We start from the raw sequence: 19,672 nt of genomic DNA on the forward strand, positions 1-19,672 counted from the left end.
CGGGTTTCCCCGCCCACGCGATGTCGGCGGATCCCGCGAGCCGATGAGTTCCTCGGCGTCCGGTGGTCGTACGGTCGGATCCGATGCCGTGGAGGACTTCTGATGCGCAGCGTGACCTATTCGATGAATGTCTCACTCGACGGCTACATCGTCGGGCCGGACGGCGGCCTGGACTGGTCGGCGCCCGACGAGGAGGTCTTCCGCTTCTGGATCGACGGGATCCGGGAGGTCGACGTTCACCTGATGGGACGAAGGCTGTACGAGACGATGCTGTACTGGGAGACCGCCGGCCAGGATCCCTCGCTCGACGACTCGTCGCTCGAGTGGGCCGCGCTCTGGAAGCCGCTCCCCAAGGTGGTGTTCTCCACCACGCTGTCTGCGGTGCGGGGCAACGCCCGCCTGGCCTCCGGCGGCCTGGCGGAGGAGATCGGGCGGTTGCGGGCCGGGCCGGGGGAGGGCGACATCGCGATCGGCGGCGCGACTCTCGCCGCCGAGGCGGCCGCGTCGGGCCTGATCGACGAGTACCGGGTCGTGGTCCACCCGGTGCTGGTGGGCGGTGGCGTTCCGTTCTTTCCCCGGCACGGGCGCCGGGTGGATCTCGAACTCGTCGGGACCCGCACCTTCGGCTCGGGAGTCGTCCACCTCCGCTACCGCGTCACCGGCCGGAGCCGGGCTTCTGGACGAGGGGCGGAGTAGCATCGTCCCCGTGGAGTGTTCCGCCGCCGAACGTACTCGTCACTGAGGGTGGGCCCGCCGCCGCGTCGCAGGCCGCGAGCGGGCCGGTCGTCGTCCGTTTCCCCTCGGTCCGAGAGGCACAACCCCATGCTCATTCGCGCGTTCGGCCGCCATGACCAGGCACGGCTCGTCGAACTCACCATCGACACGTTCCGACCGTTCTACGAGGATTCCTTCCGCCCCCTCGTGGGCGAGGTCGTCTTCGCCAACCAGCACGGCGACTGGCGGGAGGACTACCGCAAGCAGGTGAGCGAGCTCCACGACCCCGAGCTGCACAAGTACGTCGCGGTCGCCGAGATCGGCGGCGCCCTCGCCGGGTACGTGGCGTGGAACGTCGATCCGGCGCGGCACAACGGCCGGATCGAGATCCTCGCCGTCGCACCCGAGCACCGCCGGGACCACGTGGGTACCAGGCTGTGCGAGCACGCGTTCGACGAGATGCGACGGCTCGGAGCGCAGGTGGTCGAGATCGGCACCGGCGGGGACCCCTTCCACGCGCCGGCCCGAGCCCTCTACGAGAACCTCGGGTGCGTTCGGCTCCCCCTGGCCGTCTACTACCGGCAGCTCTGACGTCGCGCCTCCGTCCGGGGCGGCCCGTCCTGCGGCCCGGCCCGGACGGGGACGGCGACCCCCGTCCTCGTCCGGGCCGGGCAGAACCTAGTCGACCTCCGCCACCGCCTCCGCGAACTGCGCCTTGTAGAGGCGGGCGTACGCCCCGTCCGCCGCCAGCAGTTTCTCGTGCGCGCCCTGTTCGACGATCGAGCCGTTCTCCATCACCAGGATCGTGTCCGCGTCCCGGATCGTGGACAACCGGTGCGCGATCACGAACGACGTACGCCCGTGCGCCAGTTGTGCCATCGCCTTCTGGATCAGCACCTCCGTACGGGTGTCCACGGAACTCGTCGCCTCGTCCAGGACGAGGATCACCGGGTCCGACAGGAACGCCCGGGCGATCGTGATGAGCTGCTTCTCACCCGCGCTCACCCCGCTGCCCTCGTCGTCGATCACCGTGTCGTACCCGTCGGGCAGCGTCCGGACGAACCGGTCCGCGTGCGCCGCCCGCGCCGCCTCCTCGATCTCCTCCCGGGTGACCTCGCGCGCGGAACCGTAGGCGATGTTCTCCGCGATGGTGCCGCCGAACAGCCAGGTGTCCTGGAGCACCATGCCGATGCCGGCGCGCAGTTCGTCCCGGGACATCTTCGCGATGTCGACCCCGTCGAGCGTGATCCGCCCGCCGGAGACCTCGTAGAACCGCATCAGCAGGTTCACGAGCGTCGTCTTGCCGGCGCCCGTCGGGCCGACGATGGCCACCGTGTGGCCCGGCTCGACCTTCAGGGACAGGTCCTCGATCAGCGGCTTCTCCGGGTCGTACCGGAACGACACGTGCTCCAGCGCCACCCGCCCGCGCAGCTCGTCCGGCTTCTCGGCCGGTGAGGCGTCGGCCTCCTGCTCCTCGGCGTCCAGCAGTTCGAAGACCCGCTCCGCCGAGGCGACACCCGACTGCACCAGGTTCGCCATCGAGGCGACCTGCGTCAGCGGCATCGAGAACTGCCGCGAGTACTGGATGAACGCCTGCACGTCACCGATGGACAGCGTGCCCGACGCGACCCGCAGACCGCCGACGACCGCCACCAGCACGTAGTTGATGTTCGAGACGAAGAGCATCAGCGGCTGCATGATGCCGCTGTTGAACTGCGCCTTGAACCCGGCCTCGTACAGCGCGTCGTTCTCCTCGGCGAATTTGTCCGCAGACTCCTGCTGACGCCCGAACACCTTCACCAGGGTGTGCCCGGTGTACATCTCCTCGATGTGCGCGTTGAGGGTGCCGGTCGACCGCCACTGCGCCACGAAGTGCGGCTGCGACCGCTTGCCGACGCGCGTGGCGACGACGAACGACAGCGGCACCGTCACCAGCGCGACCAGCGCCAGGATCCACGAGACGTAGAACATCATCGCGAGCACACCGATGATGGTGAGCAGCGAGTTGATCAACTGGCCCATCGACTGCTGGAGCGTCTGCCCGATGTTGTCGATGTCGTTGGTGGCGCGGCTGAGCACCTCACCGCGCTGCCGCTTGTCGAAGTACGACAGCGGCAGCCGCGACAGCTTCGTCTGTACGTCCTCGCGCATGCGGAACATGGTGTGGTTGACCGCCCGGTTCACCAGTCGGGTGGCCACGGCCATCAGCAGGCCGGCGGCCCCGAACACCGCCAGCGCGAACAGCAGGACGTTGCCCACCGCCGTGAAGTCGATGCCCTCGCCGGGGGTGAAGTCGGTGCTGCGGAGCATGTCGGCGACGTCGCCCTCGCCCCGCTCCCGCATCGAGTCGAGCACCTGTTCCTTGGTGGCGCCCTCCGGCATGTCGCGTCCGACGATGCCGGCGAAGACCAGGTCGGTCGCCTTGCCGAGGATCTTCGGCCCGATCACGCTGAGCCCGACGCTCAGTACGACACAGGCCAGCAGCCCGTAGATCGTCACGCGTTCCGGCCGGAACCGCGCGATCAGCCGTTTGCTCGACCCCTTGAAGTCGATCGTCTGCTGGTCGGGGCCGCCCCCGGCCATCATCCGTCCTCCGGGCCCCGTCATCAGGCAGCCTCCGCTTCCGTCAGCTGGGAGAGCACGATCTCCCGGTAGGTCTCGTTGTCCGCCATCAGTTCGTGGTGCCGGCCGGTGCCGACGACACGGCCCTCGTCCAGGACCACGATCCGGTCGGCGTCCCGGATGGTCGCCACCCGCTGGGCGACGATCACCACGGTCGCCTCGGCCGTCTCCCGGCCGAGAGCCGCCCGCAGGGCCGCGTCGGTGGCGTAGTCGAGCGCGGAGAAGGAGTCGTCGAAGAGGTAGATCTCCGGTCGCTGCACCAGCGTCCGGGCGATCGCGAGGCGCTGGCGCTGACCGCCGGAGACGTTCGTCCCGCCCTGGGCGATCGGAGCGTCGAGGCCGCCCTCCAGACGTTCCACGAAGTCCTTGCCCTGCGCCACCTCCAGCGCGTGCCACAGCTCCTCGTCGGTGGCGTCCGGATTGCCGTAGCGCAGGTTCGTCGCCACCGTCCCGGCGAACAGGTACGGCTTCTGCGGCACCAGTCCGACCGTCTTCGCGAGCAGTTGCGGCTCGACGTCCGCCACGGGCACGCCGTCCACCAGCACCTCCCCGTCGGTCGCGTCGAACAGCCGGGGGACCAGACCGAGCAGGGTGGACTTGCCGCTGCCGGTGGAACCGATCACGGCGGTGACCTCACCGGGCCGCGCCACCAGGTCGACCGCCCTCAGCACCGGCTCCTCGGCACCCGGGTAGCGGAAGCCCGCGCCCCGGATCTCCAGATACCCGTGCCGCCGCAGCTCAGTGACCGGCGCGAGGGGCGGCACCACGCTGGAGGAGGTGTCCAGCACCTCGTGGATGCGCTCGGCGCACACCTCGGCGCGCGGCACCATCATGAACATGAAGGTGGCCATCATCACGGACATGACGATCTGCATCAGATAGGCGAGGAACGCGGTCAGATCACCGATCTGCATCCCGCCGCTGTCGATGCGGTGCGCGCCGAACCACACCACCGCGATCGACGACAGGTTCACCACCGTCATGACCACCGGGAACATCAGCGCCAGCAGATTGCCCGTGCGCAGCGACACATCGGTCAGCTCGGTGTTCGACTGGCGGAACCGCCCCTGCTCGTACTCGTCCCGCACGAAGGCGCGGATCACCCGGTTGCCGGTGATCTGCTCGCGCAGCACCCGGTTCACCGTGTCGAGCCGCTCCTGCATGGTCCGGAACAGCGGACGCAGCCGCCGCACGATCAGCGTCACGCAGATGCCCAGCACCGGCACCACCGCGACCAGCACCCCGGACAGCGGGACGTCCAGGCCGAGCGCCATCACGATGCCGCCCACACACATGATGGGCGCCGACACCATCAGGGTGAACGTCATCAGGGCCAGCATCTGCACCTGCTGGACGTCGTTCGTCGTACGGGTGATCAGCGAGGGCGCGCCGAAGTGACCCACCTCACGCGCGGAGAACGACTGCACCCGGTCGAACACGGCGGCGCGTACGTCCCGTCCCAGTGCCGACGCGGTCCGGGCGCCGTAGTACACGGCACCGATGTTGCACACGACCTGAACCAGCGAGATGCCGATCATCAGGGCGCCGTAGCTCAGGATGTAACCGGTGTCGCCCTCGACGACACCCTGGTCGATGATGTCCGCGTTGAGCGTGGGCAGGTAGAGCGAGGCGCAGGTCTGCAGGAACTGCAGCAGCACCAGCAAGGTGATGGGTCTCTTGTAGGGCTGGAGGTAGGTCCGCAGGAGTCGTATGAGCACGCTGAATCTCTCGGAGTGGTCGGCGGGGGCGTTGGTTGCCCGTGGCCCCTATCGTCGAACACTCCACCTGCGTTACCTCAACCGAATTAATCCACCGGCCCGTGCCACGGGTCGATCCACCGGCCCGTGCCACGGGTCGATCCACCGGCCCGTGCTACGCGCGGAACGCCCCCGGATGCGTCTGCTCGCGCACCGACACGTACTGCTGGCGCACCGCCTGTCCCACCGCCAGGTCCTCCCCGGGATCCAGCACCTGCGCCACCGCGCCCTGCCACACGGGCGGGGTGCGCGGATCGAGGGTGCCCTGCGACACGCCGAGCGCCCACGCCGCCTGCCGGGCCGCGCCGATCGCCGCGTAGTCCGCGGGCTGCGGTACGACCACCTGCGCCCCGAACAGCGCGGGTGCCGCCGACTGCACGGCCGGCAGCTCCGCGGCCTGGCCCAGCAGGAAGACCCGCCGCACCTCCACGCCCCGGCCGCGCAGCACGTCCAGCGCGTCCGCGAGCCCGCACAGCATCCCCTCGAACGCGGCCCGCGCCAGATGCTCCGGCTTCATCGACTCGCGCCGCAGCCCGGCCAGCGTCCCGGCGGTGTGCGGCAGGTTCGGGGTGCGCTCGCCCTCCAGGTACGGCAGCAGCACCAGCCCGTGCGAGCCGGGCGTCGACTTCATCGCCAGGTCGGACAGGCTCTCCAGGTCGGGCAGCCCGAGCAGTTCGGCGGTCCCGCGCAGGGCGCGTACGGCGTTCAGGGTGGTGACGACGGGCAGGTGCATGCCGGTCGCGTCCGCCAGGGAGGTGATCATCCCGTGCTGGTCGACGAGCGCCTCGGGGTGCACGGCCATCACGGACCCGGACGCGCCCAGCGACACCACCGCGTCGCCCAGTCCGATCCCCAGCCCGAACGCCGCCGCCATCGTCTCGCCCGTACCGGCGGAGATCAGCAGCCCCTCCGGTGTCGTACCGGCCGCCTCCGCCGGACCGATCACCTCGGGCAGCATCGCCTGGTGCCCGAGCGCCAGCTCCACCAGATCGGGCCGGTAACCGCCGGTGGCCGCCGCCCAGTACCCGGTGCCGGAGGCCCCGCCCCGGTCGGTGGTGCGCCGCACCGGCCGGCCCAGGAGCTGCCACACCAGCCAGTCGTGCGCCTGCATCAGTACGGCGGTGCGCGCCGCGTTCTCCGGTTCGCTGCGGGCCATCCAGCGCAGCTTGGTCACCGGCTGCGCGGCCCCCGGCACACAGCCCACGGCCTGCGCCCACGCCTCACGCCCGCCGAACGCGTCGATGAGATCCGCCGCCGCGACCTGCGCCCGCTTGTCACCGCCGGTCATCGCCGGCCGTACGGTGTTGCCCTGCGCGTCCAGCGGCACCAGCGCGTTCGCCTGCGCGGAGACGCCGATGGCCTGCACGCCCTCCAGCAGGCCGCCGCCCGCGGCCTCGCCGAGGGACAGCAGCCAGGCCTGCGGGTCGACGTCGGAGGGACGGCCGCCGCTGTCGGTGCCCTGTACCGGATGCTGGGCGTATCCCTGCTTGAGTACGGATCCGGTGTCCGTGTCACAGACGACGATGCGAGTGAAGTCTGGCGCGCTGTCCAGTCCGGCGACTATCCCCATACGGTGATTTTGCCGTATGGGGAGGGGTGGGTGGGGCGTGGGCGCCGTCGGGGTCTCTGTTGCGTCGCGGGTGCGGGCTGTCTGTGGTTGCCCGCGCCCGCGCGGCGGAGCCGCATATCGATACAGCTCCGCGCCCCTGAGGTGGAGCGACTCACCCGGTGCTGAAAAGTTGTCCCGTCACGTGTTGCTCGTGCCCCAGTCGTCTTCTGCCGGGCCGTGGGCCGTGCGTTCGCGGAGGGTGCGGACTCGTTGGGCGACCGAGTCGGGCATGCGGTCGCCGACCTTGTCGCTGACCGCGTGGTACGCCTTGTCCGCGAAGTCGCGGCCCTGCTGCGCCGCGCTCTCCGCGGTGTTGCGCACCGCGGGGTTCTGCGTGAACTGCTGCGCGGACCTCTTCATCTGCTCGTAGCGCTCGCGTCCGGCTTTCGTGCCCAGCACGTAACCCAGGACGACTCCGGCGACGAACGTGAGCCGGTAACGCATGACGGCCACCCTTCCCGTTGTTCCGGCGACGGCGCCGGGGAGTACCGATTGGCGAAGCACCCCCCTGCTTGCGCTAATGTATGTGTCGCAGCGAGCGAGTGCCCCCTGGCGGATACCCAGGCGGGTACGTTCGATGCAACGAGGCATTCCTCCGTAGCTCAATTGGCAGAGCAGCCGGCTGTTAACCGGCAGGTTACTGGTTCGAGTCCAGTCGGGGGAGCTCGGTCCTCCGTAGCTCAATTGGCAGAGCAGCCGGCTGTTAACCGGCAGGTTACTGGTTCGAGTCCAGTCGGGGGAGCATGGTGAACGAGGACCCCGTAGGGGTCCTTTTTCATGTCCGGGGGAACCGTGCGAGGCTCGGCGCAGTCTCCATGGTCACGAAGACCGTACGCAGCCGACCATCCGGAGCAGGAGATCGTATGAGCGGCTATGCTGCGGCAGACGGCGCGCACACATGTACGCGACACGCCGTTATGGGGCGGTAGCTCAGCCGGTTAGAGCAGCGGACTCATAATCCGTCGGCCGTGGGTTCGAGTCCCACCCGCCCCACTCACCGCACCGCGGGAAACGCTCGCTCTGTCACCAAGGGGCGAGTCGCACCCCCTCAGGGTCCTCCGGATCCACCTCTTCCCCTCGCTGCGAAGAGGTGTTCGGGCGCCCCTCGTCGGCCATGAACGAGCCCCTGCCCGGAGTGGTGACGACCAGCTTCTCCTCGCGGAGTGCCGCAGTCGCCTTGCGGACCGTGACCCGTGAGACCCCGAACACTGTTGCGGCCGTCCTGAAGGACGTGGAGCAGCGGGACGTACGGGCCTGAGGCGGCGGCCCCGGGCTCACCCGTCCTCGGTGTTGTCGTCGGACGCGGCGGGGGCGTCCGACGGGTCGCGTTCGCCCTCCGCCTGGGACGGGGTGGAGTGCGGGACCTCGGGGGTGGTCCACTCGTCGTCGTCCCGGTCGCCCTCGGCCTGGGACGGAGTGTGCTCGCTCAGCTCGCTCATGGTGCTGCCTCCCGATCGCGGGACCGGTGGTCGGTCCGTCGCCGGGTACCCCGTTCGGGCCGGTGTCACCGTGCCGAGCGGCGGGCCAGGGCCCTGGAGAGGGCGGCGCGGACCTCCTCGGGCGGGGCGGCGCCCTCCGCCTCCGCACTGGCGGTGAGCGCCTCCGCGACCGCGCGGAGCTTGGTGTTGGAGAGTTGGGACGCCTCCCGCAGGATGTGCCACGCCTCGTCCGAGGTGCAGCCGTACGTCGCCATCAGGATGCCGCGGGCCTGGTCGATCACCGGGCGGGAGGCGATCGCCTGCCGCAGCTGCTCGACCTCCTCCTGGAGCAGGTGCAGCCGCTCCTCCCGCTCCAGCGCCACCGCCGAGACGGCCCGCGACGGCACGTCCTCCGGCTCCGGCGCCGGGGAACGCAGCGGGTCCGTGGTGTCGAGGCCGGCGAGTTCCAGGATGCGGCGCGGCTGGCCGTTCCAGCGGGTGGCCGTGACCGGCACCGACCAGCGCCGGCCGTGGTCGCGCAGCACCTCCAGGAACTCCAGCCCCGCCGTGTCCATGAAGTACACGCCGCTCATGTCCACGTCGACCCGCGCCGTGCCGGCGGGCAGCCGCGCCAGCTTCTCGGCCAGGGCCTGGGCGCACCCGCGGACCAGCTCGCCGCGCGGGGTGAGCAGCGCCCGGTCCGCGTCCATGCGACCGCCGATGACCAAGGTGTTCAACCTTCCCGGGAGAGGGAGTGATGCCGCGGAGGACATGTCACCGCCTTGTCGGTGCTCGTGGGTGGTCGGGCGTTTCGGGTGGGTTCGGCCGCCGCCGGCACCGGAGCGGTAGGCTGCGCACGGTCCCGGCTGCGCTGCGGATGCGCCTGCCCAGACTGCGGCGTACTACACACCGTGCCGGGGAATGGCCGGGAACCGACGGGGTACGTACAGGCTCGGGAGTGTGGGGAGACGGGTGTTGGGCGATCACCACCGGACGCCGTACGGGCCCGGGACTCCGGCGCCGTGTCTGACGGTGCGCCCGCTGGAGGGCGGCCGCGGTGTCCGCGCGGCCGGGGAGATCGGCCTGGCCACGCATACGATCTGGGAGCGCGTGCTGGAGCAGGCGGTGCGCGAGGGTGAGGCCGTGTACTACCTGGAACTGTCCGAGGTGACGTTCGTCGACGTCGCGGGCGCCGGAGCGCTCGCGGCGGCCGCCGAGCGTCTCGGGGACGGCCGCCGGTTCGTGGTGCGCCGCCCGCCGCCCGCCCTGAGCCGGGTGCTGGACATGTTCTGGCCCGACCTGTCGACGATCGAGGTGTCGATGTCATGAGTGCCGCGGCCGAACCCCTGGAAGCCCCCGCCGGTCCCTTCGTCCACCCCGCCCTCTTCTACCGGGACGACCAGGAGTACCTGGAGGGCACCGTCCCCTTCGTGCGCGAGGGGCTCGCGGCCGGCGAGCCCGTGGCGGTCGCCGTGCCCGGTGACCGGCTGCGGATGGTCCGGGACGCGCTCGGCGACGACGCGGACACCGTCCGCCTCCTCGACATGCGCGAGGCCGGACGCAACCCCGGCCGGATCATTCCCGGCGTGTTGCGCGCCTTCGCCGACAGCCGGCCGGCCGGGAAGCGGGTGCGGATCATCGGCGAGCCCATCTGGGCCGGCCGCTCCGCGACCGAGTACCCCGCCTGCGTCCAGCACGAGGCACTGATCAACGCCGCCTTCCAGGGCCGTACGGCGACGATCCTGTGCCCCTACGACGCCGTACGCCTGCCCGCGCACGTCCTCGCCGACGCCCACGCCACCCACCCCACCGTCATCCCCGTCGGCGCCCGCCCGGTGCGGGACAGCGAGGCGTACGCCCCCGACGCGGTCGTCGCCCGCTACAACGAGCCGCTGCCGCTCGTGGCGGACGCGATGACCCTCCCGTTCACCGCCGATTCGCTGCCCTCGGCCCGGCACGCCGCGTCCGACGAGGGACGGCGGCTCGGCCTCACCGGCGTCACCCTGAACGACCTGGCCCTCGCCACGGCCGAGCTGACCACGAACAGCGTGCTGCACGGCGGCGGCTCCGGAGTACTGCGGGTCTGGGCCGAGGACGGCCACGTACTGTGCGAGGTGCGCGACCGGGGCCGGATGACCGACCCCCTCGCCGGGCGCCGCCCCGCCTCCCGCGAGCAGCGCGGCGGACGCGGCCTGCTGATGGTCAACCTGATCGCCGACCTGGTGCGCGTGCACACCGGGGACGAGGGCACGACGATCAGATGCTGGTTCCCCCGCTGACGGCTCGCCCGTCCGGCCGCCCCCGCGCTCAGGCGCGCAGCGGGTCCAGCACGATCGGTGCGATCCTGCCCTCCAGCATCTCGCCCAGCCCCTGTACGGCGCAGAGCTCCGGCCGTTCGGCGATGTGCACCGGCATGCCCGTCGCCTGGCGCAGCATCTGGTCGAAGCCCGGCAGCAGGGCGCTCCCGCCGACCATCATGATCCCCCGGTCGACCAGGTCGGCGACCAGATCCGGCGGGCACTCCCGCAGCACCTTGCCGATGCCGTCGAGGACGGCGGTGAGCGGCGTCTGGATGGCCCGCCGCACGGCGGCCGTGTCGACCCGCACGGAACGGGCCAGCCCGGTGGCCACGTCCCGCCCGTGGATCTCCGTCGACTCCGGGCCCTGCGGGGTGAGCCCGTTGCCGTGCAGGGCGAGCTGCAGGGGCCGTACGGACTGGCTCGGCAGCATCAGCTCGTGCTGGTGGCGCAGGTGCTGCACGATCGCGTTGTCCACGGCCTCCCCGCCGACGGGGACGCGCTCCGCCGTCACGATCGCCCCGAGGGAGAGCACGGCCACCTGCGTGGCCGCCGCCCCGCACACCATGACCATGGTGGCCTCGGGCCGCTCCACCGGCAGACCGCAGCCGACGGCGGCGGCGATGAGCGTGTCGACCAGCTCCACCCGGCGGGCCCCGAGACCGACCAGCGTCTCGATCGCGGCGCGCTGGGCGAGCGGATCGGCGTCGTGCGGGACGCAGGCCGCGGCCCGCAGCCGGGGCCTGCGGCGCAGGGTGCGGCGCATCCTGTCCCCGATGAGCTGCCGCAGCATGCGCTGCGCCATCTCGATGTCGACGACCGTGCCGCCGGAGACGGGACGTACGACACGGATGTAGTCCGGCGTACGGCCCGTCATCTTCTCCGCGAACTCACCGACCGCCATCAGCGCTCCGGTACGGGTGTTCACGGCGGCGGTGGACGGCTGGTCGACGACGAGTCCGGCGCCCTTGACATACACCCGGGTGCGGGCCGCCCCCAGGTCGACGGCGAAGTGGCAGCGGCGCAGCTGCTCCAGACTGGCGGTCACGGCGGATCCTCCCGAGTGCGCACCCAGCGGCCCGCCGGGTGGCGGACCTCTCAGGCATCGTGCGCGGCGGACGGGGGCGGGCGCCTTTCCTGGGGGACCGGGTGGGTGGCCGCCGAACGGGGTCTCTCAGCCGCGGGGGATGCGGTCCGCCGGTCCGGCCACCGGTCCCACCACTCCCCGGACCACCCCCAGCTCCACCAGGTCCTGCGGGCGGACGCGGAGCCGGTCCGCCGTGTTCTCCACCTCCTCCGGGGGCCGTTTGAGGATGGCCGCCGCGAGTTCCGGGGCGATCACCGAGAAGTAGCTGTCCGGGGTGGCCCAGGTGTTGCCGGGGGCCGCCAGGGCCAGCGCGCCGCCGGAGCCGCCCTCGCCGACGACCAGCGTGGTGACCGGCGTACGGGCGGCGGCCACGGCGCCGAACAGGTCGGCGATGGCGGCCCCCGCGCCCTGCCGCTCCGCCTCCGCGTCGTTCGCCGCGCCCGGCGTGTCCACCAGCGTCAGCACCGGGATGCCGAGCCGGTCCGCGAGCCGGACCAGCCGGGCGGCGGTGCGGTACCCGGCGGGCCGGGTCGCCGTCCCGGTCTGCGCCGCGTAGGCGACCGTACGGCCCTCCCGCTCACCGAAGCCGCACAGCATGCCGTCCGGGTCCGTACCGCCGCAGCGGTCGCCGCTGATGGTGACGCGGGAGGTGAGGCAGGCGTCCAGATAGGCGGTGGCGCGCGGGCGTTCGGGTGAGCGGGCGCGGCGGACGGCGTCCCAGCCGGTGGCCGGGAGGTCCGTCGCGCCCAGCGCGGGCGGCGGCGGGACCGGGGCGGCGGAGGGCCGGGTCAGCAGCCGCAGCCAGCGGCCCAGCGTCCCCCGCAGCTCCTCCGGCCGCACCAGCGCGTCCGCCGCACCCGCCGCCACCTGCGCCTCGGCCGTGTACGCCGCCGGGTCCGCGTCCGCGGGCCGCACCCGTGAGCCGGCGAAGCCGACCTGCGCGCCGGGCAGGGCGAGGACGACATCGGCGCCCGCGCCCAGGGTGGCCCACCCGCCGCCGGTCGTCGGATCCCGTACCACCGCGATCTGCGGCAGCCCGGCCTCCCGCGTGAGCGCCGACTCCCGCGCCACCCGCTGGAGCTGGGTGAGCGCGAGCATGCCCTCCTGCATCCTGCTGCCCCCGGTGGCGACCAGCGGCACCACCGGCAGCCGGTGGGCGCGGGCATGGGCGTACGCCGCCACCAGACGGTCGCCGGTGCGTTCGCCGAGCGAGCCGCCGAGGAAGCCGAACTCGAAGACGACGACGACCGCCCGGGTGCCCTCGAAGCTCGCGGTGCCGCAGACCACGGACTCCCGCTCGCCGGTGCGCTCGGCGGCGCGGGTGCGGGCGGCGCCGTAACCGGGCCAGCCGAGCGGGCCGTCGGGGGCCGACTTCCTCGTGGGGTGGCCGAGTTCGGTGAAGTCGTCCGCGAGGAGGGCGATGACCTCCCGCGCGGACAGCCGGTCAGCCACGGGACAGCGCCCGCTTCATGATCTTCCCCATGTCGTTGCGGGGAAGGGCGTCGAGGTGGTGGACCACGCGCGGCCGCTTGTGCGGGGCGAGGCGCCCGGCCACATGGCCGGCCAGCTCCTCCAGGCCGGGCGGTGCCTGCGGATCCGCCGGCACCACCCACGCCACGATCCGCTCGCCCAGATCGGCGTCCGGCTCCCCGGTGACCGCCGCCTCCCGCACCCCCGGATGCTCCAGCAGCGCGTTCTCGATCTCACCCGCGCCGATCTTGTACCCCCCGCTCTTGATCAGGTCGGTGGCCTTGCGGCCGACGATCCGGACATAGCCGTCGGCGTCGCGCACCGCCATGTCCCCGGTGCGGAACCAGCCGTCGGCCGTGAACGCGGCGGTCGTCGCGTCGGGCCGGTTCAGGTACTCCGTGAACAGGTTCGGCCCGCGCACCTGGATCTCGCCGACCGTCTCACCGTCGTACGACGTCACCGGCGCCCCGTCCTCCTCCACCAGCCGCAGCTCCACGCCCGGCAGCGGCACGCCCACCGTGCCGGGGCGGGCCTCGCCGTCCGCGCGGACGGCGGTGTTCATCAGCGTCTCCGTCATGCCGTACCGCTCGATGACCCGGCGCCCGGTCGCCGCCGCGATCCGCTCGTGGTCGTGCACGGGCAGCGCGGCCGAACCCGACACCAGCAGCCGCGCCCCGGCCAGCGCCTTCACCAGTTCCGGCCCGTCGGGCAGCGCCTCCGCGAGGCGGTGGTACATCGTCGGCACGCCGAACAGCACGGTCGCGCCGCCGTTCAGCTCGCGCGCCACGCCCTCGGGGGTGAACCTGCCCAGGTGGCGCACGGAGCCGCCGCGCCGCAGCGGGCCGAGGGTGCCGAGGACGAGGCCGTGCACATGGAACAGCGGCAGCCCGTGCACCAGCACGTCGTCACCGGTCCACCGCCAGGCGTCGGCGAGGGCGTCCAGGGTGGTAGCGATCGCGCGGCGCGGGATGACGGCGCCCTTGGGCGGGCCGGTGGTGCCGGAGGTGTAGACGATCAGGGCGGGGTCCTCCGGGTCCCGCTCCCGGTCGTCCGGGAGCACACCCCGGGCCGCCGGGTCCACGTCGACGCGGGGCAGGTCGCCCAGCGGGGCGGGCAGTTCCTCGCCGGGCGCGGTGAGCAGCAGGTCAGGGGCGCTGTCGGAGAGGATGTGGCCGAGCTCCTTCTCGCCCGACTTCGGGTTGAGCGGTACGACGGTCACCCCCGCGACCAGTGCCGCGGTGACCGCGACCGCCGTCTCCAGCGCCGGCGTGGCCCATACGGCGACCCGGCGCGCCCCCGTCAGGCCCCCGGCCACCGCTCCGGCCGCCGAGGCGAGTTCCCCGTACGTCAGTGAGCGCTCGCCGAAGCACAGGGCGGGCCGGTCGGCCGGGCCGTCGGTCAGGGCCGGGAAGAGAGAGGACACGCGTCGTACTCCTTGGCTCGCTGTTGATCGAAGACGGTCGGTACCTGCCCGACCAGGGTGCCCTACCGATCCCGAGGAGCGAACGGGGTGTGGCGGCTCGGGCCGCCGGAGTCTCCCGCGTTTCCGTAACCGGTGCCGGGGCTTCACCGAGGTGAAGGCCAAGTGGCCGGGCGCGGTTGCTAGCCTGCACGTCGATCAGCTGTTCGTATGAGGAGTGAGTCGTCGTGCCCCGTATCGCGCTCGTGACCTGCCGGCCCGGACCCGACGTCTCCGAGGACCGGGATCTGCCGGGGCTGGTGCGGGCGCTGGGGGAGGCCGGGGCCGAGGCGTCCGCCGAGGTGTGGGACGACGAGGCCGTCGACTGGGCCCGCTTCGACCTCGTCGTGATCCGCTCCACCTGGGACTACAGCTGGCGGTCGGCGGAGTTCACCGCGTGGGCCGAGCGGTGCGGCACGCTCACCCGGCTGGCCAATCCGGCGGACGTGGTGCGCTGGAACACCGACAAGCGGTACCTCGGGGAGCTCGCCGCCGCCGGGGTGCCGGTGGTGGACACCCGGTATCTGGCTCCCGGGGACGCCCTCGACCTCCCGGACGGCCACGAGTACGTCGTCAAGCCCACCTCCGGCGCCGGCGCCCGGTTCGCCGCCCGCTACACACCCGACGAGCACGACACGGCCGTACGGCATCTGCGGCGCATGCACGCCGAGGGGTTCACCGCGATGGTGCAGCCCTATGTGCGCGGCATCGACACCGCCGGTGAGCGGGCGCTGCAGTTCTTCGGCGGGAACCTGCTGCACGTGAGCCGCAAGGGGCCCGTCCTCGCCCCCGGTACGTCCTACGACCAGCGCAAGGTGGCCCACCCCGGACTGACCGCCTGGACCCCGGCCCTCGTCGACACCGCCCTCGCCAGGAAGGCGTTGGCCTCCGTGCCGGGCAGGCCCGAGCTGCTGTACGCGCGGGTCGACCTCGTGGACGGGGAGGACGGACAGCCCCGCGTGATGGAGCTGGAGCTGGTCGAACCGAACCTGTTCCTGTGGCTGCACCCGGAGTCGGTGCCGCGCGTCGTGGAGGAGATCCTCAAGGCGGCGGTCCGCTGACCGCCGTACGTTGCAGCAACCCCCATGTGAACTCCGCGACCACCTCGCGCCGTACGCCGCTCGCGTCCGGGGCCGTGAAGGCGAGCCCCCACCGCGTCGGGGCGGTGCCCTCCAGGGGGCGGGCGGGCGCGAAGGCGTGAGCCGCCTCGTCCACCGTGCAGGACCAGGGGGTGAGGTCCTCCACGGTGTGGAGGGCGGGCGGTTCGGCGCCCGGTGCGCGGACCAGCCACTCGTTCCACACCGCCCCGCCGGCCGCCGGGGCCAGCACCTCGAAGCGCAGGCCGGGCCAGAGCGGGACCGGCCACCGCCACGCCTCGCAGTCCAGGTCGCCGATCCTGCGCGGGGTCCCGGACTCCGGCTCGCCGAGCACGGACCGGTAGCGGGAGAGGGCCGGGGGGCCTGTTTCTCCGGGCATCACTTCTTCCTGGATGTCGGCGTCAGCCAGCACGCGCGGGTCCACGCGCCCCTCCACCCGGAACGGCGGCACCAGGTTCAGTTCAGGGACCGGCCGATAACCAGGACAGTCCACGGGCAGGGCCGACACGATGTCGCCCCACACCCCGCAGTTACGCCACGTCTTGTACCGGGAGTGGATGCCCTTCCAGGAGCCGAACCGCTCCGGCAGGTCCTCCCAGCGGCACCCGGTGCGCGCCTTGTAGAACATCGCGTCGGACATCAGGCGACTGGGCCTCAGCCGGTGGTAAGGCGGTTCCCACGCCTTCACGATCGGCTCGGCTGCGGCCCATGCCTCGTCGGTCAGCTCCGAGGGCACCTTGCGACCGGCGGCCTTGAACCACTCCGCCATCGAGCACGACAGCCCGAGCTTGGGCTTGGGCACCAGGCCGGTGATGGTGACCCGCACGTCCAGCAGGGCCAGCACCTCAGCTTGATGGGCGGGGGCCATGTCAGCTAGCCGGGTACGCGCCACGGTCGCCAGCGCTTCCAGGTCGCGCGCACGCTGCGCGGTGGCTTCGGTCTCCTCCATCCACGCGGCGGCCTCGTCGCGCAGGTCGACGAGCTGGCGTCGCTCCTCGGCGAGAATGGGGCGCGCGTCCTTGACGTCCATCAGGCCGACACCAGCTCTCGACTGACGGGGCGGTTCGTCAGGTCGAAGAAGTCGACGCCGAGGGCCTGCGCCATCAGGTCGAGGACGTCCATGGACGGCGTACTGACGTGGGTCTCGTAGCGGCAGACCGTGGGCACGGTGACACCGAGCGCCTCGGCAAGGTCCCGCTGGGTCATGCCGCGTTCCTGCCGGATTCGGCGCAGCGCGTCAGGATCGAACGCGAGAGTAAGCATTGGGGTTCCCGTCGAAGGTTTGGCAAGGACGTGCCGAACACGGCGGGGAACTTGGGACCGCACCGCCGAAGCGGGGCCCTGACCGGGGGCTGTGCCGCCCAGCTACACCCAGTGGAGCACAGGATTTACACCCGCTGCAATTTGCGGTTGGCGCAAGTCGGAGGGGGCGACCCTCTCCGCGGCTGTCACGAGACGTGATCGCCAAGCACGGGAGGTTATGGCCGACGGGCGCCCAGGGCCTCAACGTGACGCCCGGCCGTTCGGCGGCGTGGCCAGCGGGGCGCGGGCATACCCAGCGGCGGCCTCCCGTGGGGTCTCCGGCGGCCTCTCGTACCCGCCCGGGGCGGGTCCCGGCCGCACCCGCCAGCACGAGGCCACAGGAGACCCCACGGAGTAGCCACACCCTCTGACGTATCAACCCCCGTCGTTTCGGCTACAGTTGCCGTATCCCGCCTACCGTGGACCTGAGTCCGACGTCTCAGATAGGGCATGGGGTTGCCCCAACCCGTCCACGTTCCTTAGCTACAGAAGTTGGTGTTGCAGGGTCACTGCATGCGGTCCTGACCCGTCCGGCTCTGAGTCCTGAACGTCGGCATGGCCTCAGCTTGATCACACGTATACACGTGGTGGTCGGGCTGAGGTCTGCGCACCAATGGCCGATCACCGGGAAGGTGCTCGGACCGTTGAACCTCTCTCTCGGCGTCAGGATGTTGATCTTCGTGATCTGCTTCCTGTCCTCCGTTCTCGTCAGCATCGGGGCAGGTTGGCTCAGCCACAAGCCAGGGGCACGCAAGCGTGATGCTGTCCTCTTCGGAGGCGGTGTGTTCATCGGCGTCATGGGGCTGTGCATGACGACACTTGGCTACCTCGGCGTCTTTTCGGGTGAGACCGCTTGAGCGCGCGGGAGCCCCGGAGGCCACGACGGCTCTCCGGGGCTTCGCTAGATTCGACCCCACGACGCCACGTTCGTACCTACGCTCATGCTGTGACGATCACACCGGTAACCCTCGCCCTGATCGGCACCGGTGCCGGGCTGCTGGGAGCCGTCATCGGCGCGGTGGCCACCCTGGCGTCGGCCAGCCTCACCCAGCGTGCGACCCGCGACCGTGAGAGCGACTTCAAGGTCTGGGAACGCCGCGCCGACGCGATCGAGGAAGCGCACCGGAGGATGTACGCACTCGGTAGAACGCGCGACTCAGCCTTTGCACGCCGAAAAGTCTCCAGCGAGGACTACCACGAACTTGTCCTTGAGCCTGAAAACATGCAGTACCGCTTGGTTGTCACCAAGCTGGTGCTCTACACAACGCCGGGACTAGTTGGGGCGTACGCGGAGGCGAACGTGGCCATCATGGACGCGCTGCGCGCCATCCAACAGTTGCAACTGGCCCTAGAGGAGTCCGGCGGCGGAACCCGGGAGCGGGACAGAAGGCAGCGGAATATCAACGCTACGGCTGCCGCTGCGGCTCAGGCTGTCGAAGAGTCGAAAGCTGCCGACCAACGCCTTACTGCTGCGCTTCGTGAAGCGGTCACTCTCGCGGCCACCCACCGCCGTCGACGTGAGCCGGCCCGCTGACCCAACGTGCCGCGCGGCCAGCCCAACTGCACCAGCGCGAAGCTCACTTGTATCGAGGTGCCACGCACGGCCTTGCGCTACTCTGGTCGTGACGAGTTGATAGTCGAAACTTGTCGTTGCCTGCCTCCCTGTTGCACCAGAGAGGCAGGACTCATCAGCAGCGCTGGCCTGGTGGGGGTCTCTCACACCCACCGCGACGCAGATCAGTTGCACTGATGGCGCGGGGCAGTGGAAGTACCAACAGTGGATACGGGCCGAAAAGTAGGCCCAACCGAGAACATTCGCGTGAGCGTCAGCGTGGGTGTCTCGACCCGAACCGAAGGGTTCGGATCGAGGCTGCCTGCGCACCCGATCCGGCCCATGACAGGGAAGGTAAGGATCGGTGGACGGCACCGCCATCATCATCATTCTCGCCATCGCTGGCGTGGCCTCTGTGCTGCTTTTCGCGGTCAAGGGCATCCTTGATCAGCTCCCCGACGTCTTCGAGTCGTTCCGCCGTGCGCGCGACGCGTGGAAGCGTCTCAAGGAGGAACAGGACGAGGCGGCCAAGCCCGACGACACCGAGGAGCCGCCGCCCTCGGTGACGGTCTCGGCGGACGACGAGCAGGAGCCGCCCGCCGCCGCATAGGTCGTCGCGCCCTGGGGCGGTACTCCGGAGCGCACAGAGAGCCGCCCCCCGGCGTCTGGCCGTGGGGGCGGCTCTCGTGGTCTCCCGTACCCTGTCTCCCGGGGCACGGGCTGTCTAACCCTGCTGACGTTCGGCCGGAGGCACCGGCCACGTGCCCAGGCCAAGCTCGACGCGAACGTGTCCGGTGGTCTTCAGATGAGTGATCGCCTTCTGGATCGTGGACACCGCGACGCTGTAGCGCGACGACAGCTTGACCAGGCCCGGCAGCCGCTCGCCAGCCCACTCCCCCGCGTCGATCCGGCGTGCCAGATCTTCGCTGATCTGCTTCCAGACCGGTCGGCTGCGGTCCAACTCAAGATCACCCATGTCGCGAACATACGAACACTCACTACGGCGTGCTACCGCGAGTACCAGATCACGCGTACATCCGATCACGCGATAAGTCCTGGTCAACGCGATGAGGGGGTCACCATGACGGGGCTGAGCATTCGGGTTCTCAAGTACGACGCCGCTACCAAGGAGATGCACGAGGTCAGCGCGCGGGAGTGGTCGATCGACACCATGCCGAATCTGCCGCTGATCGATGCGCGGTGGCCGCTCTGCGAGTGCTATCGCTGCCGGGGCGAGGGCGCGCCGGGTGAGCTGCGCCGGAACTAAGAGGTCGTTTTCTCCCGTTGT

At 71.2% G+C, this 19,672-nt stretch carries 22 protein-coding genes, 3 tRNA genes and 1 pseudogene; 13 read left to right on the forward strand and 13 right to left on the reverse strand.

The genetic code is table 11. From position 1 onward, the window contains the following. The first annotated feature begins 102 nt into the window (after positions 1 to 102). The gene (locus AMK33_RS07985; protein WP_073932016.1) at positions 103 to 696 is read left to right on the forward strand and encodes a dihydrofolate reductase family protein; all 594 of its coding nucleotides are present in this window, start codon (positions 103 to 105) and stop codon (positions 694 to 696) included. A 126-nt stretch (positions 697 to 822) separates the two neighbouring features. After that, positions 823 to 1,305, forward strand: a complete 483-nt coding sequence (locus AMK33_RS07990; RefSeq protein ID WP_073932017.1) for a GNAT family N-acetyltransferase — start codon at positions 823 to 825, stop codon at positions 1,303 to 1,305. An 87-nt stretch (positions 1,306 to 1,392) separates the two neighbouring features. Here AMK33_RS07990 and AMK33_RS07995 read toward each other — a convergent pair whose 3' ends face one another. The 4 genes from AMK33_RS07995 to AMK33_RS08010 all read right to left on the reverse strand — a co-directional run bounded on the left by AMK33_RS07995 (position 1,393) and on the right by AMK33_RS08010 (position 7,146). After that, on the reverse strand, positions 1,393 to 3,321 hold the full coding sequence (locus AMK33_RS07995; protein ID WP_073932018.1) for an ABC transporter ATP-binding protein: 1,929 nt from the start codon (positions 3,319 to 3,321) through the stop codon (positions 1,393 to 1,395). After that, positions 3,321 to 5,054 (reverse strand): ABC transporter ATP-binding protein, encoded by a 1,734-nt coding sequence (locus AMK33_RS08000; protein ID WP_073932019.1) that lies wholly within the window; start codon positions 5,052 to 5,054, stop codon positions 3,321 to 3,323. Before AMK33_RS08000 ends, AMK33_RS07995 begins: the two co-directional genes overlap by 1 nt. A 154-nt stretch (positions 5,055 to 5,208) precedes the next feature. Further along, on the reverse strand, positions 5,209 to 6,663 hold the full coding sequence (locus tag AMK33_RS08005; RefSeq protein ID WP_073932020.1) for an FGGY family carbohydrate kinase: 1,455 nt from the start codon (positions 6,661 to 6,663) through the stop codon (positions 5,209 to 5,211). 177 nt (positions 6,664 to 6,840) lie between these two features. Next, positions 6,841 to 7,146, reverse strand: coding sequence for a YtxH domain-containing protein (locus AMK33_RS08010; protein WP_143203811.1), 306 nt, complete (start codon positions 7,144 to 7,146; stop codon positions 6,841 to 6,843). A 147-nt stretch (positions 7,147 to 7,293) separates the two neighbouring features. Here AMK33_RS08010 and AMK33_RS08015 point away from each other — a divergent pair. The 4 genes from AMK33_RS08015 (at position 7,294) to AMK33_RS43715 (ending at position 7,960) form a co-directional block, all read left to right on the forward strand. Continuing rightward, a tRNA-Asn gene (locus tag AMK33_RS08015) sits at positions 7,294 to 7,366 on the forward strand. Positions 7,367 to 7,371: 5 nt separating this feature from the next. Further along, positions 7,372 to 7,444, forward strand: a tRNA-Asn gene (locus AMK33_RS08020). A 177-nt stretch (positions 7,445 to 7,621) separates the two neighbouring features. After that, positions 7,622 to 7,695: transfer RNA gene (locus tag AMK33_RS08025), tRNA-Ile, on the forward strand. A gap of 121 nt (positions 7,696 to 7,816) precedes the next feature. After that, positions 7,817 to 7,960: a hypothetical protein gene (locus AMK33_RS43715; RefSeq protein ID WP_235618007.1), complete on the forward strand. Its 144-nt coding sequence runs from the start codon at positions 7,817 to 7,819 to the stop codon at positions 7,958 to 7,960. Positions 7,961 to 7,976: 16 nt separating this feature from the next. Here AMK33_RS43715 and AMK33_RS40335 read toward each other — a convergent pair whose 3' ends face one another. Further along, on the reverse strand, positions 7,977 to 8,141 hold the full coding sequence (locus AMK33_RS40335) for a hypothetical protein (protein WP_201262984.1): 165 nt from the start codon (positions 8,139 to 8,141) through the stop codon (positions 7,977 to 7,979). A 65-nt stretch (positions 8,142 to 8,206) separates the two neighbouring features. Further along, positions 8,207 to 8,893 (reverse strand): ANTAR domain-containing response regulator, encoded by a 687-nt coding sequence (locus tag AMK33_RS08035; RefSeq protein ID WP_073932023.1) that lies wholly within the window; start codon positions 8,891 to 8,893, stop codon positions 8,207 to 8,209. A gap of 202 nt (positions 8,894 to 9,095) precedes the next feature. Between AMK33_RS08035 and AMK33_RS08040 the strand changes: the two genes are divergently transcribed. Then, a complete protein-coding gene (locus AMK33_RS08040) occupies positions 9,096 to 9,449 on the forward strand; it encodes an STAS domain-containing protein (protein WP_443030907.1) in 354 nt (117 codons plus the stop codon). Further along, positions 9,446 to 10,399, forward strand: coding sequence for an anti-sigma factor RsbA family regulatory protein (locus AMK33_RS08045; RefSeq protein WP_073932025.1), 954 nt, complete (start codon positions 9,446 to 9,448; stop codon positions 10,397 to 10,399). Before AMK33_RS08040 ends, AMK33_RS08045 begins: the two co-directional genes overlap by 4 nt. Positions 10,400 to 10,427: 28 nt before the next feature. Here the strand turns inward: AMK33_RS08045 and AMK33_RS08050 are convergent, their stop codons facing one another. The 3 genes from AMK33_RS08050 to AMK33_RS08060 form a co-directional block, all read right to left on the reverse strand. Next, positions 10,428 to 11,465 (reverse strand): rod shape-determining protein, encoded by a 1,038-nt coding sequence (locus tag AMK33_RS08050; RefSeq protein WP_073932026.1) that lies wholly within the window; start codon positions 11,463 to 11,465, stop codon positions 10,428 to 10,430. Positions 11,466 to 11,591: 126 nt separating this feature from the next. After that, the gene (locus AMK33_RS08055) at positions 11,592 to 12,956 is read right to left on the reverse strand and encodes a carboxyl transferase domain-containing protein (RefSeq protein ID WP_073932027.1); all 1,365 of its coding nucleotides are present in this window, start codon (positions 12,954 to 12,956) and stop codon (positions 11,592 to 11,594) included. After that, a complete protein-coding gene (locus AMK33_RS08060) occupies positions 12,949 to 14,397 on the reverse strand; it encodes an acyl-CoA synthetase (protein WP_073932028.1) in 1,449 nt (482 codons plus the stop codon). Before AMK33_RS08060 ends, AMK33_RS08055 begins: the two co-directional genes overlap by 8 nt. A gap of 224 nt (positions 14,398 to 14,621) precedes the next feature. Between AMK33_RS08060 and AMK33_RS08065 the strand changes: the two genes are divergently transcribed. Beyond that, positions 14,622 to 15,494, forward strand: coding sequence for an ATP-grasp domain-containing protein (locus AMK33_RS08065; protein WP_073932029.1), 873 nt, complete (start codon positions 14,622 to 14,624; stop codon positions 15,492 to 15,494). Here AMK33_RS08065 and AMK33_RS41225 read toward each other — a convergent pair. The 3 genes and pseudogenes from AMK33_RS41225 to AMK33_RS08075 form a co-directional block, all read right to left on the reverse strand. After that, the gene (locus tag AMK33_RS41225) at positions 15,475 to 15,954 is read right to left on the reverse strand and encodes a hypothetical protein (RefSeq protein ID WP_443030908.1); all 480 of its coding nucleotides are present in this window, start codon (positions 15,952 to 15,954) and stop codon (positions 15,475 to 15,477) included. The genes AMK33_RS08065 and AMK33_RS41225 overlap by 20 nt on opposite strands. Before the next feature lie 96 nt (positions 15,955 to 16,050). After that, positions 16,051 to 16,560, reverse strand: a pseudogene (locus tag AMK33_RS44880) (transposase); the annotation flags it as partial. After that, positions 16,560 to 16,793, reverse strand: a complete 234-nt coding sequence (locus AMK33_RS08075; protein ID WP_073932030.1) for a helix-turn-helix domain-containing protein — start codon at positions 16,791 to 16,793, stop codon at positions 16,560 to 16,562. The gene AMK33_RS08075 and the pseudogene AMK33_RS44880, both read right to left, overlap by 1 nt. Before the next feature lie 683 nt (positions 16,794 to 17,476). Between AMK33_RS08075 and AMK33_RS08080 the strand changes: the two genes are divergently transcribed. From AMK33_RS08080 to AMK33_RS08090, 3 genes are all read left to right on the forward strand, one after another. Further along, positions 17,477 to 17,689 carry a hypothetical protein gene (locus AMK33_RS08080; RefSeq protein ID WP_073932094.1) on the forward strand — a complete coding sequence of 71 codons (213 nt, stop codon included), beginning with the start codon at positions 17,477 to 17,479 and terminating at the stop codon, positions 17,687 to 17,689. Positions 17,690 to 17,778: 89 nt separating this feature from the next. Next, the gene (locus tag AMK33_RS08085; RefSeq protein WP_235618008.1) at positions 17,779 to 18,366 is read left to right on the forward strand and encodes a hypothetical protein; all 588 of its coding nucleotides are present in this window, start codon (positions 17,779 to 17,781) and stop codon (positions 18,364 to 18,366) included. Between the two features lie 382 nt (positions 18,367 to 18,748). After that, positions 18,749 to 18,994, forward strand: a complete 246-nt coding sequence (locus AMK33_RS08090) for a hypothetical protein (RefSeq protein ID WP_073932031.1) — start codon at positions 18,749 to 18,751, stop codon at positions 18,992 to 18,994. A 114-nt stretch (positions 18,995 to 19,108) separates the two neighbouring features. On the opposite strand, the gene AMK33_RS08095 is transcribed toward AMK33_RS08090, so the two are convergent. Beyond that, the gene (locus tag AMK33_RS08095; RefSeq protein ID WP_073932032.1) at positions 19,109 to 19,360 is read right to left on the reverse strand and encodes a GntR family transcriptional regulator; all 252 of its coding nucleotides are present in this window, start codon (positions 19,358 to 19,360) and stop codon (positions 19,109 to 19,111) included. Positions 19,361 to 19,465: 105 nt separating this feature from the next. Between AMK33_RS08095 and AMK33_RS42790 the strand changes: the two genes are divergently transcribed. Next, the gene (locus tag AMK33_RS42790; protein ID WP_073932033.1) at positions 19,466 to 19,651 is read left to right on the forward strand and encodes a hypothetical protein; all 186 of its coding nucleotides are present in this window, start codon (positions 19,466 to 19,468) and stop codon (positions 19,649 to 19,651) included. The last annotated feature ends 21 nt before the right edge of the window (positions 19,652 to 19,672 follow it).

Origin of the sequence: Streptomyces sp. CB02400 (assembly GCF_001905725.1) — a bacterium.
In the GTDB taxonomy this organism is placed as follows: domain Bacteria; phylum Actinomycetota; class Actinomycetes; order Streptomycetales; family Streptomycetaceae; genus Streptomyces; species Streptomyces atrovirens.